Here is a 21,795-nt window from a genome sequence, read left to right as displayed (position 1 = left end):
CGGACGTTGCCGTCCCGTTGCGTGGGTGTCACGGGGGTTTTCCGTCGGTTCACACGGCGCCGGGCACGCCGTGTGAGCGGGCGGTGAACCGGACGGCCCGCCCGGGCGTCCCTGGTGGCAGGAACCGACCGGGGAGGGGACCGCCCGATGCGCCGCCCGAGACTTCGCAGACCGCGCCTGCCGCGCACCCGGAAGGGGCGGCGGCGGCTGGTGCGGGCCGTGGTGGCCGGGTGCGTGCTGGCGCTGCTGCCCGCCGCGTGGCTGCGCCTGGTCACGGACGACCGGCTGCGCACCGTCGCCGACGTGCCGCGCACCGAGGTCGCGGTGGTCTTCGGGGCCGGGCTGTGGGACGGGGAGCCCTCGCCGTACCTGGCGCGCCGGCTGGACGCGGCGGCACAGCTGTACCGGGCCGGGCGGATCGAGGTGGTGCTGGTGAGCGGGGACAACAGCCGCGAGGAGTACGACGAGCCGGACGCCATGCGCGCCTACCTGGTCCGGCACGGTGTGCCCGACGGTCGGATCGTCGGCGACTACGCGGGCTTCGACACCTGGGACTCCTGCGTCCGGGCGAAGCGGATCTTCGGCGTCGACCGGGCGGTGCTGATCAGCCAGGGCTTCCACATCCGGCGGGCGGTCGCCCTGTGCCGGCAGGCGGGGGTGGCGTCGTACGGCGTCGGGGTGGACGACGCGCACGACGTGACCTGGTACTACGGGGGCGCCCGGGAGATCCTCGCGGCGGGCAAGGCGGCGTGGGACGCGGTCTTCGAGCCGGACCCGCACTTCCTCGGCCCGAGGGAGCCGGGGGTGGCGCGGGCCCTGGCCGGCGGCGGGTGAGGCGTCCCTCACCGCGGTCCCGCGGCGGCGGGGAGGTCGCCGTCCCTGCCGTGTAACAGAGCGCCGCCCGGTCGCGTAACACGCAAGCCGCAGGCTGGGCGGCATGCAGAACACCGGCACGCACCGCACCGCCGCCCCGGGCACCGCCACGCCCACGCCCACGCACTGCCCGTACTGCGCCCTGCAGTGCGGGATGAGTCTGGCGCCCGTCGAGGGCGGGACCGTCGAGGTCTTCGAGCGGACGGACTTCCCGGTGAACCGGGGCGCGCTGTGCGGCAAGGGGCGCACCGCGCCGCAGGTGCTCGCGCCGGGGGCGCGGCTGACCTCGCCGCTGGTGCGGTCGGGCGACGGCGCGCTGGTGCCGGCCGGCTGGGACGAGGCGCTGGACCGGATCGCCGGGAACCTGGAGCGTACGCGGGCGCGGTACGGCGCGGACGCGCTCGGGGTGTTCGGCGGGGGCGGGCTGACCAACGAGAAGGCGTACGCGCTGGGCAAGTTCGCCCGGGTGGTGCTGGGCACCTCGCAGATCGACTACAACGGGCGGTTCTGCATGTCGTCGGCCGCGGCGGCCGGGACGCGGGCCTTCGGGCTCGACCGGGGGCTGCCGTTCCCGCTGGAGGACATCCCGAGGACCGGCTGCGTGATCCTCGTCGGGTCGAACCCGGCGGAGACGATGCCGCCGTTCCTGCGCTACCTCACCGAACTGCGGGAGAACGGCGGCACGCTGATCGTCGTCGATCCGCGCCGGACGAAGACCGCCGAGCAGGCCGACCTGCACCTCGCGCCCCGGCCCGGCACCGACCTCGCCCTGGCGCTGGGCATGCTGCACCTGGTCGTCGCCGAGGGCCGGGTCGACCGGGCGTACGTCGAGGAGCGCACGTCCGGCTGGGAGGAGGCGCGGGCGGCGGCGATGGCGCACTGGCCGGAGTACGTCGAGCGGATCACGGGGGTGTCCGTTCCCGAGCTGCGGGAGGCGGTGCGGATGTTCTGCGCGCCCGACACGGCGATGGTGCTGACCGCGCGCGGACCCGAGCAGCAGGCCAAGGGCACGGACACGGTGGGCGCGTGGATCAACCTGTGCCTGGCGACCGGGCGGGCCGGGCGACCGCTGTCCGGGTACGGCTGTCTGACCGGGCAGGGCAACGGGCAGGGCGGGCGCGAGCACGGCCAGAAGGCCGACCAGTTGCCGGGCTACCGCAAGCTGACCGACCCGGCGGCGCGGCGGCACGTCGCCGGGGTGTGGGGCGTGGACCCCGACTCGCTGCCGGGCCCGGGGCGCAGCGCGTACGAGCTGCTGGACGCGCTGGGCACGGACGTCAGGTCGCTGCTGGTGATGGGGTCCAACCCGGTCGTCTCGGCGCCCCGCGCCGCGCACGTCGAGGGGCGGCTGCGCTCGCTGGACTTCCTCGCCGTCTGCGACGTGGTGCTCTCCGAGACGGCCGCGCTGGCGGACGTGGTGCTGCCGGTGACGCAGTGGGCGGAGGAGACGGGGACCACGACGAACCTGGAGGGGCGGGTGCTGCTGCGGCGGCGCGCGATCACGCCGCCGGACGGGGTGCGCGGCGACCTGGAGGTGCTGCACTCGCTGGCCGGGCGGCTCGGCGTGGAGAAGGGGTTCCCGACCGAGCCCGAGGAGGTCTTCGAGGAGCTGCGCCGGGCGAGCGCGGGCGGTCCGGCGGACTACTCCGGGATCGACTACCGGCGGCTGGCGCGGGAGAACGGCGTGTTCTGGCCCTGCCCGGCACCGCCCGCGCCCGACGGCACGGACGGCACGGACGGCACGGACGGCACCACCGATGTCCCCGGCGCCGGTTCCGTGCCCCACCCGGGCACCCCGCGCCTGTTCCTCGACCGGTTCGCCACCGACGACGGCCGGGCCCGCTTCGTGCCCGTGGCGCACCGGCCGAGCGCCGAGGAACCGGACGACGAGTACCCCGTGCTGCTGACCACGGGCCGGGTCGTGGCGCAGTACCAGTCCGGTGCCCAGACCCGGCGGGTGGCCGAGCTGAACGCCGCCGCGCCGGGCCCGTTCGTGGAGCTGCACCCGCGGCTGGCGGCGCGGCTGGGCGCGGCCGAGGGCGACCCGCTGGCGGTCGTGTCCCGGCGCGGGCGGGCGGTGGCACCGGCCCGCATCACCACCGGCATCCGGCCCGACACGGTGTTCATGCCCTTCCACTGGCCGGGCGAGGGCCGCGCCAACACGCTGACCAACCCGGCCCTGGACCCGACCTCGCGGATGCCGGAGTTCAAGGTGTGCGCGGTACGCGTGGAGGTGGCCCGCTGACCGACCGCCGTCCCACCGGCCGGTTCCTCCCTCGCCGCGGCGGATCGGCGCGCCCCGGGCCGCACCGTCGCCGCCGGGCCCCCGGACGCGGACGGGCGCGGCGTCGGCGGCCGAAGGTACGGCGGACCAGGCCACACGGGTCGCCCGGCACGTATCCCTCCCAGCGGTCCGGCGCGGCGGGCCATGATCGGCGGCGCCAAGCGCTCCCCGGACTCGGCGACCGACCTGATCAACGCGCTCGGCGGGCGCGAGGCCTGGGCGCAGCCCGTGGGCTCGGTGCCGCAGGCCGGGCAGCCCAGGACGAAGCTGCGCCGCCGGGCCCCGCCGTACCCCCGGACGCGGACCGGCGCCCCGTCGGCGACGCGAACGGCGATCCCGCCACCCGGTCGTGGAGGACGCCCGGCACGTATCCCTCCGGCCTGGCCGGCGCGGTGTACTCCTCGGGCTCGGGGTGACGAGCTCCCCGCGTTCGACTCCACCGGCTGCGCGGGCGCCCGCGGCGCCTCACGCTCCGTCGTAGGGCCGCCTCTCCTTCGCCTCCCGCAGGGCCCGTCCCCACCAGACCAGCTGGTCGAGCATCGTCTTGGCCGCCGCGTCCGGACCGGAGGGGTCCCTGAGCCTGCCCCGGTCGTCGAAGGCCGCGCCCGCGTTGTGGAAGGAGACGGTGTCGCGGACGGTGACGGCGTGCAGTTCGGCGAAGACCTGGCGCAGGTGCTCCGCGGCCCGCAGGCCGCCGGCCAGGCCGCCGTAGGAGACCAGGCCGACGGGCTTGGCCCGCCACTCGGTGAAGTGCCAGTCGACGACGTTCTTCAGGGCCGCCGGGAACGAGTGGTTGTACTCGGGGGTCAGGACGACGAACGCGTCGGCGCCCGCCAGTTTCGGGGTGATCTCCGCCAGCGCGGCGGTCGCCTGTGGGGTCGGGGCGAAGGTGGTGGGCAGGTCGGTCGCGGCGACGTCCACCACCTCGGGGAGCAGGTCGTCGTGGGCCCGGAGGTGGTCCAGGAGCCAGTCGGCGACGACGGGGCCGAAGCGGCCGTGGCGGTTGCTGCCGACGAGCAGGGTGACGCGGAGCGGTGCGATCGTGGTGTCCATGCGGCAGAGCCTGCTACCTCAAGTTTGGTCGAGGTCAAGCCGCCTCCTCCCCGGGCTCGTTCGGAGGCACCGGTCACCCGTTCACACCCGCTCGGGGGGCGGGCCGGGCGCGGTGCCACTTTCCTCGGTAGGGCAGGGCCACCGAAGAGCTCAAAGGAGCACCGATGCGACGTACCGCCCGCCTGCTGACCGGTACCGCGCTCGCCGCCGCGGCCGTCGGTCTGACCACCGCGGCCCCGGTGTCCGCCGGGGAGACCGTCGCCACCGGCGGCCTGACGGTGTATCCGTCCTCGGTCGTACCGGGCGACCGGGCCGTGGTGACGACCGCGGTGTGCGGGAAGGGCGGCTCGGCGGCGGGTGACGCCAGCGCGGTCGGCGCGGGCGCGTTCCCGCTGGCGCCGGGCACGGGCGAGGCCGGGGCGACGGGGCACTTCGAGGTGCCGCCGAGCGCGCAGCCGGGAACGTACGAGATCGTCGCGACCTGTGGGGACGGCGACCGGCGGGTGACGGGTGACCTGGTGGTCACGCTGACCTCGGCCGCCGGGCACCCGGCCGCCGAGCAGGTGTACCCCAGAGGAAGCGTGAAGACGGGGGTCGGCGGCGCTCTTGGCCCCGGCCCCGTGCAGACCGCGGCCGGTGTGGCGGCTCTCGCCGTCGCCGCCGCGGGCGGTACCTGGCTCCTGCATCGCCGGGCGAGAGGCGACGGGATCTGACGGGCACCCTCCGCTGCCCGTCCACCGGTACCGCACTTCCCCACCCCCTCCGGGTCCGACGCCCCTCGCGGCCCGGAGGGGGCAGGGGATCCCCAGGGACGCGAGGGAGAGGGGACGTCATGCGCAGGGTCAAGGACACCGCGATAGCCGCCGTCACCGCCGTCGCCCTCTGCTCGGGGGCGTGGCTGCTGGTCGGCGGCGACCATCCCGACGCCCCGCCCCAGCCCTCGGCCGCGCAGGCCCGCACCGACCGGGCCGGGCAGGCCGACCGGGGCGCCGCGGCACCGGCGCTGCCGCCCTCCCCGCCGGACCGGATCCGCGTCCCGGCGATCGGCGTGGACGCCCCGCTGACCGGCCTGGGCCTGACCGGTACGGGCAGCCTGGACGTGCCGCCGGCCGAGAAGAAGAACCTCGCGGGCTGGTACGAGGCGGGCACCACCCCCGGCGAGACGGGCACCGCGATCGTCGCCGGGCACGTCGACAACGCGGAGGGCCCCGCCGTCTTCTACCGGCTCGGCGCCCTGGAGAAGGGCGCGGCGATCGAGGTCGACCGGCGCGACGGCGGCGTCGCGGTGTTCACGGTGGACGCGGTGGAGGTCTACGCCGCCGACGCCTTCCCCGACGAGAAGGTCTACGGCGCCGCCGACCGCCCCGAACTGCGCGTCATCACCTGCGGCGGCCCCTACTCACGCAGTACCGGCTACCAGGGCAACGTGGTCGTCTTCGCCCACCTGACCGGGAGCCGGTGAGCCGTTCGGGACGTACGCCGGACGGTCCGGCCGTGCCGCTTCACCGGCCCCGGCTACGCCACCCACTGCTCCCAGGCCAGGTTCGCCACCAGGGCGAAGACCACCGTCAGCAGGACGACGCGGACGAAGCCGCTGCCCTTCTTGAGGGCGGTGTGGGCGCCGAACATGCCGCCGGCCAGGTTGAAGACGGCCATCAGGACGGCCAGCTGCCACAGCACCGCCCCCTGCCAGGCGAAGGTGGCGAGGGCGCCCGCGTTGGTGCAGCAGTTGACGATCTTGGCGGTGGCGGACGCCGTGACCAGGTCCAGGTGGAGCAGCGCGGTGAGGGCCAGGACCAGGAAGGTTCCGGTGCCGGGGCCGACGAGGCCGTCGTAGAAGCCGATGCCGAGGCCCGCGAGACCGATCGCGGCGAGGATCTGGCGGCGGGTGGCCGGTCCGGTGGCGGGCGCGGTGCCGAAGGCGGGGCGCAGGATCACGAAGGCCGCCACCGCGAGCAGCACCACCATGATCACCGGCTTGAGCACCTCGGTGCTCATCCCCGCCGCGAAGAACGCCCCGCCGGACGATCCGGCCAGCGCCGCCAGACCGATGCGCACGGCGGTGCGCACGTCCACCGGCGCCTTGCGGGCGTAGGTCACCGCGGCGCCCGTGGTGCCGACGATGGCGACCGCCTTGTTGGTGCCCAGCGCGTGCGCGGCCGGGGTGCCGGAGGGCAGGCCGAGCAGCAGGGCGGGCAGCAGCAGGAGGCCGCCGCCGCCGACCACGGCGTCGATCCAGCCGGCCGCGAGTGCGGCGAGGCAGAGCAGGACGACCGTGGTCAGCGATATGTCGGGCATGATCGCGACCCTATGGACGGGATGGATGTGCCGTCCATCGAGCTGAGGGACTTCTGAGGTAGGCGCGCACCCGGCCGGGCCCCTCACCGCCCTCCCCGGTGGCCGGACATGTCCCTCACATCCCTCCCCCGCTGCCGCTGAGGGCAGCGTTCCCCGTGGGAAACAGAAGGGATGCCACCGGGTAACACCCGCCCCGCACGCTCGACGGCATGACCTCGAAAACGCGTGTGGTGGTGATCGGCGCCGGGCTCGCGGGCGTGACGCTCGCCCGGCGGCTCGGTGAGCTGGGCACGCCCGCGCTGCTGGTCGGCGAGGAGGAGCACCGCCCGTACAACCGGGTGCTGCTCGCCGAGGTGCTGGCCGGACGGTACAGCCCCGAGGTGATCGCCCTGCCGGCGCCCGCCGGGCTGCTGCGCGGCCGGGTCACCGGCATCGACCGGGCCGGGCGGACCGTGCGGTGCGCCGACGGGTCCGTCCTCGCCTACGACACGCTGGTCCTGGCCACCGGCTCCAACGCCGTGCTGCCGCCCCTGCGCGGCCTGTTCACCCCGGACCGCGAGCTGCCCGAGGGCGTGCACGCGTTCCGGACCATGGACGACTGCCTGGGCCTGTCCAAGGCGGTGCGGCCCGGGGCCCGGGCGGTCGTCATCGGCGGCGGGCTGCTCGGCGTGTCCGCCGCCCGTGCGCTGGCCGTGCGCGGCGCCCAGGTCGTCCTCGCCCAGCAGTCCGAGCGGCTGATGGAGCGCCAGCTCGACCCGGCGGCCTCGGCGCTGGTGCGGCGGCACCTGGAGGGCCTCGGCGTCGAGGTGCACACCGAGTGCCGGGTACGGGACGTGCGCGGGGTCGGCGGGGCGGTGCGGTCCGTGGAGATGGGCGACGGGTACGCCCTCGGCGCCGACCTGGTGGTGCTCGCGTGCGGGGTGCGGCCCCGGGTCGGGCTCGCGCGGGAGGCGGGGCTGGAGGTCGGCAGGGGCGTCCTCGTCGACGACGAGCTGCGCACCTCGGACCCGCACATCCGCGCCGTCGGCGACTGCGCCCAGCACGCGGACCGCGTGTACGGGCTGGCCGCGCCCGCCCTCGAACAGGCCGGGGTGCTGGCCGACCTGCTCACCGGCGACGGCACCGCCCGCTACACCGGCACCCGCTCGCTGACCCGGCTCACCCTCACCGGGCCCGAGGGCCCCTTCGACGGGCCGGACAGCCCCTTCGACCTCGCCGCGTTCGGCGAGACCGACCCCCGCCCCGGCGACGACGTCGTACAACTCGCCGACGCCACCCGGGGCACCTACCGCAAGGTCGTCGTCCGTGACGACCGGCTGGTCGGCGGGGTCCTGGTCGGCGAACTCGGCACCGTCGGCGCGCTGGCGCGCGCCTGGGAGGGAGCAGAGCCGCTCCCCTCCGACGGCGGCCCCCTGCTCCACCTGCTCACCCAAGACGGAGGCTCCTGATGACCGCCACCCCGGGGCACACCCCGACGATCGTGCTGGTCGGCCACGGCATGGTCGGCCAGCGCTTCCTGGAGGCCCTCGCCGAGCGCGGCCTGACCGGCACGCACCGCGTGGTCGTCCTGTGCGAGGAGCCGCGCCCCGCCTACGACCGCGTCCAGCTCACCTCGTACTTCTCGGGGAAGACCCCCGAGGACCTGTCGATGACCGACCTCGCCTTCATCGAGGAGCACGGCATCGAGCTGCGCGTCGGGGACCCGGCCGAGAGCGTCGACCGGGAGGCGCGCACGGTGACCGCCCGCTCGGGGCTGGTCGTCGCCTACGACGTCCTGGTCCTGGCCACCGGCTCCTACCCGTTCGTCCCGCCGGTGCCCGGCAAGGACGCGGAGGGCTGCTTCGTCTACCGGACGATCGAGGACCTCCTCGCCATCGAGGAGTACGCGAAGAAGGCGACGACCGGCGCGGTGGTCGGCGGCGGGCTGCTCGGCCTGGAGGCCGCCGGCGCGCTCAAGGGGCTCGGCCTCACCTCGCACATCGTGGAGTTCGCGCCCCGCCTGATGCCGGTGCAGGTCGACGAGGGCGGCGGCGCGGCGCTGCTGCGCACCATCGAGGAGATGGGCCTGTCCGTCCACACGGGCGTCGGCACCCAGGAGATCGTGGTCGACGACGCGGGCGCCGTCACCGGCATGAAGCTGTCCGACGGCTCCGAACTCGCCACCGACCTGGTGGTGTTCAGCGCCGGTGTCCGGCCCCGCGACCAGCTGGCCCGGGAGTGCGGGCTCGCGGTCGGCGAGCGCGGTGGGATCAGCGTCGACGAGCAGTGCCGCACGGTCACCGACCCGCACGTGTTCGCGATCGGCGAGTGCGCGCTGGCGTCCGACGGCCGGGTGTACGGGCTGGTGGCGCCCGGGTACGAGCAGGCCGAGACGGCCGCCGCGACGATCGCCGACGACGAGGCGTCCTTCACAGGCGCCGACCTGTCCACCAAGCTGAAGCTGCTCGGCGTGGACGTGGCGTCCTTCGGCGACGCGCACGGCACCGCCGAGGACTGCCTGGACGTCGTCTACTCCGACTCCCGCGCGGGCCTGTACAAGAAGCTGGTCGTGGGCCGCGACGGCACGCTGCTCGGCGGCATCCTGGTCGGCGACGCGGAGGCCTACGGCACGCTGCGCGCCTTCACCGGCTCGGTCCCGCCGGTCTCGCCCGAGTCCCTGGTGCTGCCCGCCGGTGCCGGGGCCCCGGCCCAGCTGGGCCCGGCCGCGCTGCCCGACGACGCGGTGATCTGCTCCTGCCACAGCGTCACCAAGGGCACCATCCGGGGCGCGGTGACGGAGCACTCCTGCGCGACCGTGCCCGAGGTGAAGAAGTGCACCAGGGCCGGCACCGGCTGCGGGTCCTGCGTCAAGGTGCTGGGCCAGCTGGTCACCGCCGAGCTGGAGGCGAGCGGCGTCGAGGTGGACAAGGGCCTGTGCGGCTGCTTCTCCCAGACCCGCGAGGAGCTGTACGAGATCGTCGGCGCCCTGCGGATCACCTCCTACCGGGAGCTGCTGGACCGGCACGGCCGGGAGGGGGCGCGGGGCGGTGAGGGCTGCGAGGTGTGCAAGCCGGCGGTCGGCTCGATCATCGCCTCCCTGGCCCCGGCGATCGGCGCGAGCGGCTACGTCCTGGAGGGCGAGCAGGCCGCGCTCCAGGACACCAACGACCACTTCCTCGCCAACCTCCAGCGCAACGGCTCGTACTCCGTCGTCCCGCGCATCCCCGGTGGCGAGATCGCCCCGGAGAAGCTGATCGTCATCGGCGAGATCGCCCGGGACTTCGGGCTCTACACGAAGATCACCGGTGGTCAGCGGATCGACATGTTCGGCGCCCGCGTCGAGCAGCTGCCGCTGATCTGGGCCCGGCTGGTGGACGCGGGTTTCGAGTCGGGGCACGCGTACGGGAAGTCGCTGCGCACGGTGAAGTCCTGCGTGGGGCGGACCTGGTGCCGCTACGGCGTCCAGGACTCGGTGCGGATGGCGATCGACCTGGAGCTGCGCTACCGGGGTCTGAGGTCCCCGCACAAGCTGAAGTCGGCGGTCTCCGGGTGCGCCCGCGAGTGCGCGGAGGCCCAGTCCAAGGACTTCGGGGTGATCGCCACCTCCAACGGCTGGAACCTGTACGTCGGCGGCAACGGCGGCGCCACCCCGCGCCACGCGGACCTGCTCGCGCAGGACCTCTCCGACGCCGAACTGGTCCGGCTGATCGACCGGTTCCTGATGTTCTACATCCGCACCGCCGACAAGCTGGAGCGCACCTCCACCTGGCTGGAGCGCATCCCCGGCGGCCTGGACCACGTACGGGACGTCGTCGTGCACGACTCGCTCGGCATCTGCGACGAGCTGGAGTCCCTGATGCGGGCCCATGTCGCGCACTACCGCGACGAGTGGGCCGAGACCGTCAACGACCCCGAGAAGCTGGCCCGGTTCGTGTCCTTCGTGAACGCGCCCGACACCCCCGACCCGGTCGTGGGCTTCGTGCCCGAGCGCGACCAGATGAAGCCCGACCTGCCGCTGCTGGACATCGGCCTGCGGCGCCCCTCGGAAGACGACCTCCTGGAAGGAAGCACCCGGCGATGACCCTGGCACCCGAGTCCCTGGCACCCGAGACGACCGACCTGAAGGTGCGGCTCCGGCTGACCGACGACTGGTTCACTGCCTGCGACCTCGGCACCCTGCTCCCGGGCCGGGGCGTGGCGGCCCTGCTCCCGGACGGCGGCCAGGTCGCCCTGTTCCGCGACCGGGACGGCGGGCTGTACGCGATCGACAACCGGGACCCCTTCACCGGCGCGGCGGTCCTCTCCCGCGGCCTGACCGGCACCCACCAGGGCCGCCCGTTCGTCGCCTCCCCGCTGCTCAAGCAGCGCTTCGACCTCACGACCGGGGAGTGCCTGGACGACGCGGCGATGCGCGTGGAGACGTACGAGGTGAAGGCGGCCTGACGGTTCCTCGCCCGGCGGGCGGGGGCCGGCCCGCCGGCCCGCCGGCCCGGACCCCGCCGTTCAGGGCAGCAGCGGCTCGTAGACGACGCCCGTCAGCCGCTCGGAGGCGGCCCACAGCCGCTCCCCCATCGCGTCGTCGGTGGTCCAGGACGCCCGCCAGGACGGTGCGGGCGCCCCGCGCCACATCGCGAAGGACGGGCCGGTGAAGGAGTCGGAGGGCACACCGGGCGCGGTCGCCGCGTACAGGACGGGCAGCGCGCCTGCCTCCGGGGACTGGGCGACGACCCGGTTCCCGAGCCGTGCCAGCCGCTCGGCGAGCCGGCGCCCCTCGGCCCGGGGCCCGGCGGTCGACAGTCCGGTCTCCGCGTACCCGGGGTGGGCGGCGACCGCGCGGACGTCCCAGGCGCCCTCCCGGCCCGCGAGCCGGCGCGCCAGTTCGTGGGTGAAGAGCAGGTTGGCGGACTTGGAGCGGGCGTAGGCGGTCCAGCGCCCGTAGCGGCGCACGCTGTTGAGGTCGCGCGGATCGACGTTGGCCAGCACGTGCAGGAAGCTGGAGACGGTCACGATCCGGGCGCCGGGCGCGGCCAGCAGCGAGGGCAGCAGCAGCCCGGTGAGCGCGAAGTGCCCCAGGTGGTTGACGCCGAACTGGGTCTCGAAGCCGTCCACCGTCGTGCTGTACGGCAGGGCCATCACCCCGGCGTTGTTGACCAGGAGATCCACCCGCTCGTAGGGCAGCCCGTAGGCGAACTCCCGGACCGAGGCGAGGTCCCCGAGGTCCAGCCGAGCCGGTCGCACCGCGGCGGAGGGCACCTCGCCGAGGATGCGCTCCACGGCCGCGCGCCCCCGCTCCTCGCTGCGGCAGGCGAGCACGACGGACGCCCCCTTGCGCGCCAGCTCCCGGGAGATCACGTGGCCGAGGCCGCCGTTGGCCCCGGTGACGACGGCGACGCGCCCGTCCAGGTCGGGGATGTCGCCCGTGCTCCAGCCGGTCATCCGCGGCTCCTTCGCTGGTCCGGACCCCTCTCACCGTACGCGTCCGGCGGCCCCGAGCGGAGAGCTACCGTCCGGTCACGTCACGTTCCCATCACGAGTCCTTCATATCTCCACCACATCCCGGTCACCTCAATAGCTTCGTCACCTCATATCCGCACTTCCACACCATTCCCGGGACTCTCGATGAAGCTGCTCCGCAAGCCCGCCGCCGTGACCGTCGCCGCGCTGGCCCTGGCCGCCCTGCCGGCCGCCGCCCAGGCGCACGACGGCGCCCACCCGTTCAAGAACTGCACCGAGGCGTACGACGCCGGGTACTCCAACATCCAGAAGGACGACGAGCACTACGGCGAGCACCTGGACCGCGACAAGGACGGCGTCGGCTGCGACAGGCCGCCGGCCGGCTTCGTGCCCGCCGACGACAAGGACACCGACGACGCGGCGGGCGCCGGCAGCGGCGAGGACTCCGGGAGCGAGCAGGGCGGCGGGGACGAGGCCGCCGGGCAGCAGGGCACCAACCTGGCCGAGACCGGCGGCGACGACAGCACGCCCTACCTCGCGGCGGGCGGCGGCCTCGTCGTGCTCGCGGGCGGCGCACTGATGCTGGCCGCGCGCCGGCGCCGGGGCGACGGCACGGCCTGACCCCGCCCGCGGCGCGCGGAGCCCCGTCGGTTCAGCGGCGGGGCTCCGGCGGCTTGAGGCTGAAGGCGGCACTGCTCAGCCAGCGCCGGGCGGCCCGGGCCACCGGGCGCTCCACGAACCGCTGCACGACGTAGGAGAGCGCGACCAGGGCGACGACGGTGACGCCCACCACGACCCACGGGTGGGCCCGGTCGCCGAAGCGGTGCAGGATGTTGACGCCGATGGCGTCGTGCAGCAGGTACAGCGGGAAGGTCAGCGTGCCCGCGACGGTCAGCCCGCGCCAGCGGACGCGGCTGGTCCAGCCGAGCGCGACGGCGGCGATCAGCAGGAAGAACACCGTGATCACCAGGACCAGCCAGGCGCGGTCCGGCTGCCAGGAGTCCCAGTTGAGGCGGCCCCCGTCGGGCGTCAGCAGGTAGTGCAGCGCCACCAGCCACGACATGGCGACGATGCCCCACAGCAGCGGGGTCGGCCGGTAGCGGTACATCAGGTGGAAGGCCATGCCCGCGATGAAGTACGGCGCGGACGGCGGGTTCGCCAGCAGCGTGAGCAGGTGGATGTCGGCGCTCGGGGCCAGCACGGCGGCGACCGTCCACAGGCCGCAGTAGATCACCACGCGCTGGTAGGTCAGGCCCTTCCACACCACGACCGCGAAGGTGAGGTAGAAGCACAGCTCGGGCCAGAGCGTCCAGTAGACGGAGTCGAGGTGCTCCACCCCGAGCGGGGTCTGGAGCATCGTCAGGTTGGCGAAGAGCACGCGCGGCGACGGGTGCCCGAAGGGGTTGTCGGCGAAGAAGATCACACACCCGCTGATCAGGATCGCCGCCCAGTACATCGGGTACAGCCGGGTGACACGGGAGATGAAGAAGTCGCGCGGGGTGCGGCCCCACGCGCTCATGCAGATGACGAAACCGCTGATCAGGAAGAAGAGTTCGACACCGAGGCGGCCGTAGGCGAAGTAGCCGTGGGCCTCGGGGAAGACGTCCTCGACCGGGCGGCCCCAGATGGTCCGCATGGTGGAGGGCACCTGGCCGACGAAGTGGAAGAAGACCACGGCCAGGGCGGCCAGGAAACGCAGCCCGTCCAGGGCCGCGAGCCGGTTCCGGCGGACGGGTGGCCCGGCCCCGGGGACCCGCTCCCGCGCGCCGGTCCGGGGGCTGGGCACCGCGTCGGCGGCTCTGTCCCCGGTCCCGTCCCGGGCGGTCGGGCCGGCCGGTTCCCTGTGCTCCGTCTGCGTCATCCAACCACCGTTCCGGGTGTCGGCCGCTGTCCGCTGCCAGGGCCCTCCAACTCTGCTGACAGCTTGCTGCTGCTCAGCACGGAGGAATTCACACCGTTGAACGCGTCACAAAAGGCGGCACCCCCGCACGGGTGCCGCCTTTCTTCGTGGACCGGAGCCGCCGCCGATCGGTGAGGGTGGTCGGGTGACAGACGGCGGCTCCGGGGTCTTCGGTCCCGCGCGGGCCTACCGGTGGTCGCTGCCCTTCGACCGCGACGCCGCCCGGCCCGCCTCCAGGCGGGCCACCGGGATCCGGAACGGGGAGCAGGAGACGTAGTCCAGACCCACCTCGTGGAAGAAGTGCACCGACTCCGGGTCACCGCCGTGCTCGCCGCACACGCCGAGCTTCAGGTCGGGACGCGTGGCGCGGCCCGCCTGCGCGGCGGCGGCGACCAGGGAGCCGACACCGTCCTTGTCGATGGTCTCGAACGGGGAGACGCCGAAGATGCCCTTCTCCAGGTAGGCGGTGAAGAAGCTGGCCTCGACGTCGTCGCGGCTGAAGCCCCACACGGTCTGGGTCAGGTCGTTGGTGCCGAAGGAGAAGAACTCCGCGGCCTCGGCGATCTGACCGGCGGTCAGCGCGGCGCGCGGCAGCTCGATCATCGTGCCGATCGACAGCTTGAGCCGGGCGCCGGTGGCCGCCTCGACCTCGGCGATGACCTGGTCGGCCTCCTCGCGGACGATCTCCAGCTCCTGGACGGTGCCGACCAGCGGGATCATGATCTCGGCACGCGGGTCGCCCTTGTGCGCCTTGCGCTCGGCCGCGGCCTCGGCGATGGCGCGGACCTGCATGGTGAACAGGCCGGGGATGACCAGGCCGAGGCGGACGCCGCGCAGGCCCAGCATCGGGTTCTGCTCGTGCAGCCGGTGCACGGCCTGGAGCAGGCGCAGCTCGTTCTCGTGCGGCTCCTGGCGGGACTCGGCGAGCGCCACGCGCACCGACAGCTCGGTGATGTCGGGCAGGAACTCGTGCAGCGGCGGGTCGAGGAGGCGGACGGTGACCGGCAGTCCGTCCATCGCCTCGAACAGCTCGACGAAGTCCTGCTTCTGGAGCGGGAGCAGCTCCTTGAGGGACTCCTCGCGCTCGGCCTCGGTGTCGGCCAGGATCAGCCGCTCGACCAGCTCGCGCCGGTCGCCCAGGAACATGTGCTCGGTGCGGCACAGGCCGATGCCCTGGGCGCCGAACCGGCGGGCGCGCAGCGCGTCCTCGGCGTTGTCGGCGTTGGCGCGCACCCGCAGCCGCCGCTTGCGGTCGGCGAAGGCCATGATGCGGTGCACGGCCTCGACCAGCTCGTCGGCGTCCTCGGCGCCCGCGTGCATGCGGCCCTCGAAGTACTCGACGACCGGGGAGGGCACGACCGGTACCTCGCCGAGGTAGACCTTGCCGGAGGAGCCGTCGATGGAGATGACGTCGCCCTCCTCGACGACGTGCCCGCCGGGCACGGTCATCCGGCGGCGCTTGGTGTCGACCTCCAGCTCCTCGGCGCCGCAGACACAGGTCTTGCCCATGCCGCGCGCGACGACCGCCGCGTGGGAGGTCTTGCCGCCGCGCGAGGTCAGGATGCCCTCGGCGGCGATCATGCCGTCCAGGTCGTCGGGGTTGGTCTCGCGGCGGACCAGGATGACCTTCTCGCCGGACCGGGACCACTTGACGGCGGTGTACGAGTCGAAGACCGCCTTGCCGACCGCCGCGCCGGGCGAGGCGGCGATGCCCCGGCCGACCTTCTCGACCCTCGCCTCCTCGTCGAAGCGGGGGAACATCAGCTGGGCGAGCTGGGCGCCGTTGACCCGCTGGAGGGCCTCGGCCTCGTCGATCAGGCCCTGGTCGACGAGCTGGGTGGCGATGCGGAAGGCGGCGCCCGCCGTGCGCTTGCCGACGCGGGTCTGGAGCATCCACAGCTGGCCGCGCTCGATGGTGAACTCGATGTCGCACAGGTCCAGGTAGTGGTTCTCCAGCGTCTCCATGATCTGCATCAGCTGGTCGTACGACTTCTTGTCGATCTGCTCCAGCTCCGCCAGCGCGACGGTGTTGCGGATGCCGGCGACGACGTCCTCGCCCTGGGCGTTCTGGAGGTAGTCGCCGTAGACGCCCTGGTGGCCGGAGGCGGGGTCGCGGGTGAAGGCGACGCCGGTGCCGGAGTCGGGGCCGAGGTTGCCGAAGACCATGGAGCAGACGTTGACGGCGGTGCCGAGGTCGTGCGGGATGCGCTCCTGGCGGCGGTAGAGCTTGGCGCGCTCGCCGTTCCAGGAGTCGAAGACCGCCTTGATGGCGAGGTCCATCTGCTCGCGGGGGTCCTGCGGGAAGTCCCGGCCGGCCTCGGTCTTGACGATCTTCTTGAACTTGGTGACGAGCTTCTTGAGGTCGGCGGCCTCCAGCTCGGTGTCGACCGCGACCTTCTTGGCCGCCTTCGCCGCCTCCAGCGCCTCCTCGAAGAGGTCGCCGTCGACGCCGAGGACGGTCTTGCCGAACATCTGGATCAGGCGGCGGTAGGAGTCCCACGCGAAGCGGTCGTCGCCGGCCTGCTGGGCCAGTCCCTGCACCGACTTGTCGGAGAGGCCGATGTTGAGGACGGTGTCCATCATGCCGGGCATGGAGAACTTGGCCCCGGACCGCACCGACACGAGGAGGGGGTCGTCGGCCTGGCCGAGCTTCTTGCCCATCTTCGCTTCGAGGGCGTCGAGGTGCGCACTCACCTCGTCACGCAGGGCCGCGGGCTCCTCGCCGCTGTCGAGGTAGGTCTTGCAGGCCTCGGTGGTGATCGTGAAGCCCGGAGGGACCGGGAGACCCAGGTTGGTCATCTCGGCGAGGTTGGCGCCCTTGCCGCCGAGGAGGTCCTTGAGGTCCTTGTTGCCCTCGGTGAAGTCGTAAACGAACTTCGGCGCGTTCGCTACCTGGGGATCTTTGTTTTCCGACACGGGTCTCGACTCCTCGAGGACGCGGTGGCTGCCCTGACGGCGAGGAATGTACCCAGATCAAAGGCACCTGGGTACGTCCACTTGCGCGTCATGCGCCCGTAACCACCCATCCGCCAGCGGATCGAAAGTCAAGGCTTGGCAAGCGACCGACTGCCTGTGTTTTCACTTCTTGAACGAAGGAACTCTCGAACGCTCGATTTCCTGCTCATGTGAGCGACATTCTCCACGTCTGAGTTCGCTCGATGAACGATCAGGGCATGGCACTCAGTGCCACAACTTGGAGAAGTAGAGTCGCCCATGATCCGCTCATCTGAGCACTGCTCCTATCAGAGGTGGCGAGAATCACGCTGCCACAGGCCGCCGGATTTCACCATGCGGACCGGTGAACGGACCGCTCCTGCCGGACGTACGAGAGTCCGGCGGGTCCCGGCCCCCTCGCCGGGGCCCGCCGTCCACCGGGTTTCGTACGGAAGGACCTTCGCGTGCCCGTCATCACGCCTTTCCGCCGGTCGCCGCGGCCCGCCGACGACGCTCCCGACGGCCCCGACACCCCCGGCGCACCGGGCCCCGCCCCGCTCGACGCCCTCACGTCCCTTCGGACCCGCCTCGCCCGCCTGCGTGCGTGGCGCACCCGGCACCCGCGCGCCGCCCGCGTCGTCCGCCGGGTCACCACGGCTCTTTCGGCCCTTCTGGTCCTCGGAGCGCTGCTGCTGCCGAACACCCTCGTCGCCGTGGAGCCCAGCCGCTTCGCGCGGATCCCGGGGGAGGCGGTCGTCGCGGCGGTGCTGCTGCTGTGCCTGCCCCGCGTGCCCCGCCTGGTGGCCGCGGCGCTGTTCGGGACCGCCCTCGGGGCGCTGACCGTGCTGAACCTGCTCGACATGGGCTTCACCGAGTACCTGGGCCGGAGCTTCAACCTGGTCCTGGACTGGGCCCTGCTCGACGACGCGCAGTCGTTCGTGGCGGACTCGATGGGCGGGGCGGCGGCGACCTGGGCCGCGGTGGGCGCCGTGGCGCTGGCCGCCTCGCTGCTGGTGGTCATGGCGCTGGCGGCCCTCCGGCTCGGCGAGCTGCTCGCCGCGCACCGGGAGCGGGCGGCACGGGGCGCGCTGACGGCGGCCACCGTGTGGATGACCTGCGTGGCGCTGGGCGTGCAGACCTTCGGGGTGCCGGTCGCCACCACGAGCGCCTCCCGGGCCGCCGAGGCGCAGGCGCACCGGGTCGTGGACACGCTGCGGGACGAGGCGGCCTTCGCGAAGGAGGCGGAGGCGGACCGCTTCGGCGCCACGCCCGGCGCCCAGCTGGTGCCGGACCTGCGCGGCAAGGACATGCTCTTCACGTTCATCGAGAGCTACGGCCGCAGCGCCGTCGAGGACCCGGTGATGGCACCGGGTGTCGGCCGGACGCTGGACGCGAGCACCGCGGCACTGGCCAGGGCGGGCTTCCACGCCCGCAGCGGCTGGCTGACCTCGGCGACGTACGGCGGCAGCAGCTGGCTCGGCCACTCCACCTTCCTGTCCGGCCTGTGGGTGGACAGCCAGCAGCGCTACCGCACCGTCACCGCGGGCGACCGCCTCACGCTCACCAAGGCGTTCGAGAAGACCGGCGACTGGGACACGGTCGGGATCATGCCGGGCGTGCGGAAGGCCTGGCCGGAGGCGGACTGGTACGGCCTGGACAAGGTGTACGACGCCTTCGACCTGGGCTACCGGGGGCCGAAGTTCAGCTGGTCGACGATGCCCGACCAGTACGCGCTGGAGGCCTTCCAGCGCCTGGAGCACGGCAGGAGGCGCGACAGGCCGCTGATGGCGGAGGTCGTCCTCACCTCCAGCCACCAGCCCTGGGCGCCGGTCCCGAGGATGGTCGGCTGGGACGAGGTCGGCGACGGGTCGGTGTACGACCGGATCGAGGCGTCCGGCGTGAAGGCGTCGGAGGTCATCACCGACTCGGCCCGCTCGAAGGAGGAGTACGGCAGGTCGGTCCAGTACTCGGTCACCAGCCTCACCCGGTGGCTGGAACGCTACGGCACCGACGACACCGTCCTCGTCTTCCTCGGCGACCACCAGCCGCTCGCCCGCGTGAGCGGGAACGAGGCCTCCAGGGACGTGCCGGTGTCGATCGTCGCCAAGGACCCCGAGGTGCTCGACGCGCTCGACGACTGGAACTGGACGCGGGGGCTGAAACCGGCCCACGACGCCCCGGTGTGGCGGATGAGCTCCTTCCGCGACCGCTTCCTGACGGCGTACGGCTCGACGCCGCACCCCACCCAGGGCTGATCAGCCGCCGGAGGTGTCCAGCTCCGCGTCCTCGCCGACGCCCGCGCAGTCGTAGGGGTCCTTCAGCCAGCCGTCCGGCAGCACCACCCGGTTGTTGCCGGAGGTGCGACCGCGGGGGCCGTCGGCTCCGCTGGGCCAGGGCTGGTCGAGGTCGAGTTCGTCGAGCCCGGCGCGCAGCGCCTCCAGCGAGGAGGTGATCGCGAGCCGCTTGCGCATCTCGGAGCCGACGGCGAAGCCCTTGAGGTACCAGGCGACGTGCTTGCGGAAGTCGATGACGCCCCTGGCCTCGTCGCCGATCCACTCCCCCAGCAGGGTGGCGTGGCGGACCATCACGTCGGCGACCTCGCGCAGGGTGGGCCGCACGAAGGCGTCGGTGCGCCCCTCGAAGGCGGCGACCAGGTCGGCGAAGAGCCATGGGCGCCCGAGGCAGCCGCGCCCGACCACGACGCCGTCGCAGCCGGTCTCGCGCACCATGCGCAGCGCGTCCTCGGCGGACCAGATGTCGCCGTTGCCGAGGACCGGGATCTCCGGGACGTGCTCCTTGAGGCGGGCGATGGCCTCCCAGTCGGCGGTGCCGCCGTAGTGCTGGGCGGTGGTGCGGCCGTGCAGGGCGATGGCGGTGACGCCCTCCTCGACGGCGATCCGGCCGGCGTCGAGGTAGGTGAGGTGGTCGTCGTCGATGCCCTTGCGCATCTTCATGGTGACGGGCAGGTCGCCGGCGCCGGTGACGGCCTCGCGGACGATGGCGCGCAGCAGGTTCCGCTTGTACGGCAGCGCCGAGCCGCCGCCCTTGCGGGTCACCTTCGGCACCGGGCAGCCGAAGTTCAGGTCGATGTGGTCGGCGAGGTCCTCCTCCGCGATCATGCGGACGGCCTTGCCGACGGTCACCGGGTCGACGCCGTACAGCTGGATCGAGCGCGGGGTCTCGGTCGCGTCGAAGTGGATCAGCTGCATGGTCTTCTCGTTGCGCTCGACCAGCGCCCGGGTGGTGATCATCTCGCTCACGAACAGCCCCTTGCCTCCGCTGAACTCACGGCACAGCGTGCGGAACGGCGCGTTGGTGATGCCGGCCATCGGCGCCAGCACCACGGGCGGTGCGACGGTGTGCGGGCCGATCGGCAGGGGCGCGGCGGTGGCGTCGGGGGCGGGCGAGGTGAGCGTGGACATTCCCCCATTGTCACGCACCCGGGGCCGTGCCCGCCGCGCCCTGTGGACGAAGACCGTGCATCGGTCATTAGTTAGACGCACTATCGAAGTAGGCGTAGGCTGGAGTCCATGCCCGAGCTGACCCGTCGCCGCCGCATGCTCGTGCTCGCCATCTGCTGCATGAGCCTGCTGATCGTGAGTATCGACAACACGATCCTCAACGTCGCCCTCCCCTCCGTGCAGCGGGACCTGCACGCGAGCACGTCGGGCCTCCAGTGGGCCGTGGACGCGTACACCCTGGTGCTGGCCGCGCTGCTGATGCTGTCCGGCTCCACCGCCGACCGGATCGGCCGCAAGCGGGTCTTCATGACCGGCCTGGTGATCTTCACCCTCGGCTCGCTGCTGTGCTCGCTGGCCCCGGACCTGTCCTCGCTGATCGTCTTCAGGATGATGCAGGCGGTGGGCGGTTCGATGCTCAACCCGGTCGCGATGTCCATCATCACCAACACCTTCACCGACCCGCGCGAGCGCGCCCGCGCGATCGGCGTCTGGGGCGCGGTGGTCGGCATCTCCCTGGCCGCAGGTCCGCTGGTGGGCGGGGTGCTGGTGGAGTCGGTCGGCTGGCGCTCGATCTTCTGGGTCAACCTCCCCGTGGGCCTGGCCGCCCTCCTCCTCACCCTCCGCTTCGTCCCCGAGTCCCGCGCGCCGAAGGCGCGCCGCCCCGACCCGCTCGGCCAACTGCTGGTGATCGTGCTGTTCGGCTCGCTGACCTACGCGATCATCGAGGCGCCGAACGCCGGGTTCACCAGCGTGCTGCCCTTCGCCGTCCTGGCGCTGGCCGCCCTGCTCGGCCTGCTCCTCCACGAGCCCCGTCGCACCGACCCGCTCATCGAGCTGCGCTTCTTCCGGTCGGCGCCGTTCAGCGGAGCCACCGTGATCGCGGTCAGCGCCTTCGCCGCGCTGGGCGGCTTCCTGTTCCTGTCCACGCTGTATCTCCAGAACGTGCGCGGACTGGGCGCCCTCGACGCCGGTCTGTGGATGCTGCCGATGGCCGTCCCGACCTTCCTGTGCGCCCCGCTCTCCGGGCGGCTGGTCGGCAGCCGGGGGCCGCGTCTGCCCCTGCTGATCGCGGGCGGCGCGCTGACCGCGAGCGGGACGCTGTTCGCCGCCTTCGAGGCCGAGACCTCGAACGTCACGCTCTTCATCGGCTACGTCCTGTTCGGCGTCGGCTTCGGCTTCGTCAACGCGCCCATCACCAACACCGCGGTCTCCGGCATGCCCCGCGCCCAGGCCGGGGTCGCCGCGGCCGTCGCCTCCACCAGCCGCCAGCTGGGCCAGGCACTCGGCGTGGCGGTGATCGGCGCGGTGCTGGCGTCGGGCGTGAGCGCCTCCTCGTACCGCGACACCTTCGTCACCGCCGCCCGCCCCGGCTGGTGGATCCTGGCCGCCTGCGGCCTCGCGGTCCTCGTCCTGGGCGCCGTCACCAGCGGCCGCTGGGCCCACCGCACGGCGGAGCGGACGGCCGAGCGCCTGCGCTCGCCGGAGGTGCGGGAGGCCGCGCGGACGGGGGTGTGACGGCGGCTCGGACGTACTCGAAGCGCCGGTCGGCCCGGATCCGC

Annotated in this window: 16 protein-coding genes and 1 pseudogene; 11 read left to right on the top strand and 6 right to left on the bottom strand. The window is 73.4% G+C overall.

The annotated features are described in order from the left end of the window. Positions 1–147 precede the first annotated feature (147 nt). The 3 genes and pseudogenes from IE94_RS0109640 to IE94_RS40945 all read left to right on the top strand — a co-directional run. A complete protein-coding gene (locus tag IE94_RS0109640) occupies positions 148–834 on the top strand; it encodes a SanA/YdcF family protein (protein ID WP_030181111.1) in 687 nt (228 codons plus the stop codon). 103 nt (positions 835–937) lie between these two features. Then, on the top strand, positions 938–3,118 hold the full coding sequence (locus tag IE94_RS0109635; protein WP_030181108.1) for a molybdopterin oxidoreductase family protein: 2,181 nt from the start codon (positions 938–940) through the stop codon (positions 3,116–3,118). Positions 3,119–3,292: 174 nt separating this feature from the next. Then, a pseudogene (locus IE94_RS40945) lies at positions 3,293–3,493 on the top strand (sugar kinase); the annotation flags it as partial. A gap of 129 nt (positions 3,494–3,622) precedes the next feature. Here IE94_RS40945 and IE94_RS0109630 read toward each other — a convergent pair. After that, positions 3,623–4,210, bottom strand: coding sequence for an NADPH-dependent FMN reductase (locus IE94_RS0109630; protein WP_030181105.1), 588 nt, complete (start codon positions 4,208–4,210; stop codon positions 3,623–3,625). Between the two features lie 164 nt (positions 4,211–4,374). On the opposite strand from IE94_RS0109630, the gene IE94_RS0109625 reads away from it, so the two are divergent. Together IE94_RS0109625 and IE94_RS0109620 are read left to right on the top strand one after the other, a co-directional pair. Continuing rightward, positions 4,375–4,923, top strand: a complete 549-nt coding sequence (locus IE94_RS0109625; RefSeq protein WP_030181102.1) for a hypothetical protein — start codon at positions 4,375–4,377, stop codon at positions 4,921–4,923. Between the two features lie 119 nt (positions 4,924–5,042). Beyond that, positions 5,043–5,672: a class F sortase gene (locus IE94_RS0109620; RefSeq protein ID WP_030181100.1), complete on the top strand. Its 630-nt coding sequence runs from the start codon at positions 5,043–5,045 to the stop codon at positions 5,670–5,672. Positions 5,673–5,725: 53 nt separating this feature from the next. Here the strand turns inward: IE94_RS0109620 and IE94_RS0109615 are convergent, their stop codons facing one another. Further along, entirely contained in the window at positions 5,726–6,508 is a 783-nt protein-coding gene (locus IE94_RS0109615; RefSeq protein WP_030181098.1) for a sulfite exporter TauE/SafE family protein, read from the bottom strand. A 209-nt stretch (positions 6,509–6,717) separates the two neighbouring features. Between IE94_RS0109615 and IE94_RS0109610 the strand changes: the two genes are divergently transcribed. From IE94_RS0109610 to nirD, 3 genes are read left to right on the top strand one after another with little or no spacing between them, the layout of a single operon-like run. After that, positions 6,718–7,956, top strand: a complete 1,239-nt coding sequence (locus IE94_RS0109610; RefSeq protein ID WP_030181096.1) for an NAD(P)/FAD-dependent oxidoreductase — start codon at positions 6,718–6,720, stop codon at positions 7,954–7,956. Next, a complete protein-coding gene (nirB, locus tag IE94_RS0109605) occupies positions 7,956–10,568 on the top strand; it encodes a nitrite reductase large subunit NirB (protein ID WP_030181094.1) in 2,613 nt (870 codons plus the stop codon). Before IE94_RS0109610 ends, nirB begins: the two co-directional genes overlap by 1 nt. Further along, positions 10,565–10,930 carry a nitrite reductase small subunit NirD gene (gene nirD / locus IE94_RS0109600; protein ID WP_030181092.1) on the top strand — a complete coding sequence of 122 codons (366 nt, stop codon included), beginning with the start codon at positions 10,565–10,567 and terminating at the stop codon, positions 10,928–10,930. The genes nirB and nirD overlap by 4 nt, the downstream gene beginning before the upstream one ends. 60 nt (positions 10,931–10,990) lie before the next feature. Here nirD and IE94_RS0109595 read toward each other — a convergent pair whose 3' ends face one another. Continuing rightward, complete coding sequence (locus tag IE94_RS0109595) at positions 10,991–11,923, bottom strand: oxidoreductase (protein WP_030181089.1); 933 nt, start codon at positions 11,921–11,923, stop codon at positions 10,991–10,993. A 183-nt stretch (positions 11,924–12,106) separates the two neighbouring features. Between IE94_RS0109595 and IE94_RS0109590 the strand changes: the two genes are divergently transcribed. After that, positions 12,107–12,562, top strand: a complete 456-nt coding sequence (locus IE94_RS0109590; protein WP_030181087.1) for an excalibur calcium-binding domain-containing protein — start codon at positions 12,107–12,109, stop codon at positions 12,560–12,562. A gap of 31 nt (positions 12,563–12,593) precedes the next feature. Here the strand turns inward: IE94_RS0109590 and IE94_RS0109585 are convergent, their stop codons facing one another. Both IE94_RS0109585 and ppdK read right to left on the bottom strand, forming a co-directional pair. Then, the gene (locus IE94_RS0109585; protein ID WP_030181084.1) at positions 12,594–13,802 is read right to left on the bottom strand and encodes an acyltransferase family protein; all 1,209 of its coding nucleotides are present in this window, start codon (positions 13,800–13,802) and stop codon (positions 12,594–12,596) included. Between the two features lie 225 nt (positions 13,803–14,027). Beyond that, a complete protein-coding gene (ppdK, locus tag IE94_RS0109580; protein ID WP_030181082.1) occupies positions 14,028–16,757 on the bottom strand; it encodes a pyruvate, phosphate dikinase in 2,730 nt (909 codons plus the stop codon). 482 nt (positions 16,758–17,239) lie between these two features. On the opposite strand from ppdK, the gene IE94_RS0109575 reads away from it, so the two are divergent. Beyond that, positions 17,240–19,030 carry an LTA synthase family protein gene (locus IE94_RS0109575; protein WP_030181079.1) on the top strand — a complete coding sequence of 597 codons (1,791 nt, stop codon included), beginning with the start codon at positions 17,240–17,242 and terminating at the stop codon, positions 19,028–19,030. Here IE94_RS0109575 and dusB read toward each other — a convergent pair whose 3' ends face one another. Then, positions 19,031–20,197 carry a tRNA dihydrouridine synthase DusB gene (gene dusB / locus IE94_RS0109570; protein ID WP_030181077.1) on the bottom strand — a complete coding sequence of 389 codons (1,167 nt, stop codon included), beginning with the start codon at positions 20,195–20,197 and terminating at the stop codon, positions 19,031–19,033. It lies immediately after the preceding gene. A gap of 108 nt (positions 20,198–20,305) precedes the next feature. Here dusB and IE94_RS0109565 point away from each other — a divergent pair, with 108 nt between their 5' ends. Beyond that, positions 20,306–21,751 (top strand): MFS transporter, encoded by a 1,446-nt coding sequence (locus tag IE94_RS0109565; protein ID WP_030181074.1) that lies wholly within the window; start codon positions 20,306–20,308, stop codon positions 21,749–21,751. The last annotated feature ends 44 nt before the right edge of the window (positions 21,752–21,795 follow it).

Origin of the sequence: Streptomyces violaceorubidus (assembly GCF_000717995.1) — a bacterium.
Lineage (GTDB): Bacteria > Actinomycetota > Actinomycetes > Streptomycetales > Streptomycetaceae > Streptomyces > Streptomyces violaceorubidus.
The sequence above is the reverse complement of the archived record's forward strand: the minus strand, read 5'-3'. Positions and strand labels throughout refer to the sequence as shown.

Excerpts from the sequence above, each read along its gene's own strand:
- IE94_RS0109635 (WP_030181108.1), top strand. The coding sequence starts at position 938 with ATGCAGAACACCGGCACGCACCGCACCGCCGCCCCGGGCACCGCCACG.
- nirB (WP_030181094.1), top strand. The coding sequence starts at position 7,956 with ATGACCGCCACCCCGGGGCACACCCCGACGATCGTGCTGGTCGGCCAC.
- IE94_RS0109620 (WP_030181100.1), top strand. The coding sequence starts at position 5,043 with ATGCGCAGGGTCAAGGACACCGCGATAGCCGCCGTCACCGCCGTCGCC.
- nirD (WP_030181092.1), top strand. The coding sequence starts at position 10,565 with ATGACCCTGGCACCCGAGTCCCTGGCACCCGAGACGACCGACCTGAAG.
- IE94_RS0109595 (WP_030181089.1), bottom strand. The coding sequence starts at position 11,923 with ATGACCGGCTGGAGCACGGGCGACATCCCCGACCTGGACGGGCGCGTC.
- IE94_RS0109625 (WP_030181102.1), top strand. The coding sequence starts at position 4,375 with ATGCGACGTACCGCCCGCCTGCTGACCGGTACCGCGCTCGCCGCCGCG.
- IE94_RS0109640 (WP_030181111.1), top strand. The coding sequence starts at position 148 with ATGCGCCGCCCGAGACTTCGCAGACCGCGCCTGCCGCGCACCCGGAAG.
- IE94_RS0109590 (WP_030181087.1), top strand. The coding sequence starts at position 12,107 with ATGAAGCTGCTCCGCAAGCCCGCCGCCGTGACCGTCGCCGCGCTGGCC.
- dusB (WP_030181077.1), bottom strand. The coding sequence starts at position 20,197 with ATGTCCACGCTCACCTCGCCCGCCCCCGACGCCACCGCCGCGCCCCTG.
- IE94_RS0109610 (WP_030181096.1), top strand. The coding sequence starts at position 6,718 with ATGACCTCGAAAACGCGTGTGGTGGTGATCGGCGCCGGGCTCGCGGGC.
- IE94_RS0109615 (WP_030181098.1), bottom strand. The coding sequence starts at position 6,508 with ATGCCCGACATATCGCTGACCACGGTCGTCCTGCTCTGCCTCGCCGCA.
- IE94_RS0109630 (WP_030181105.1), bottom strand. The coding sequence starts at position 4,210 with ATGGACACCACGATCGCACCGCTCCGCGTCACCCTGCTCGTCGGCAGC.
- IE94_RS0109565 (WP_030181074.1), top strand. The coding sequence starts at position 20,306 with ATGCCCGAGCTGACCCGTCGCCGCCGCATGCTCGTGCTCGCCATCTGC.
- IE94_RS0109585 (WP_030181084.1), bottom strand. The coding sequence starts at position 13,802 with ATGACGCAGACGGAGCACAGGGAACCGGCCGGCCCGACCGCCCGGGAC.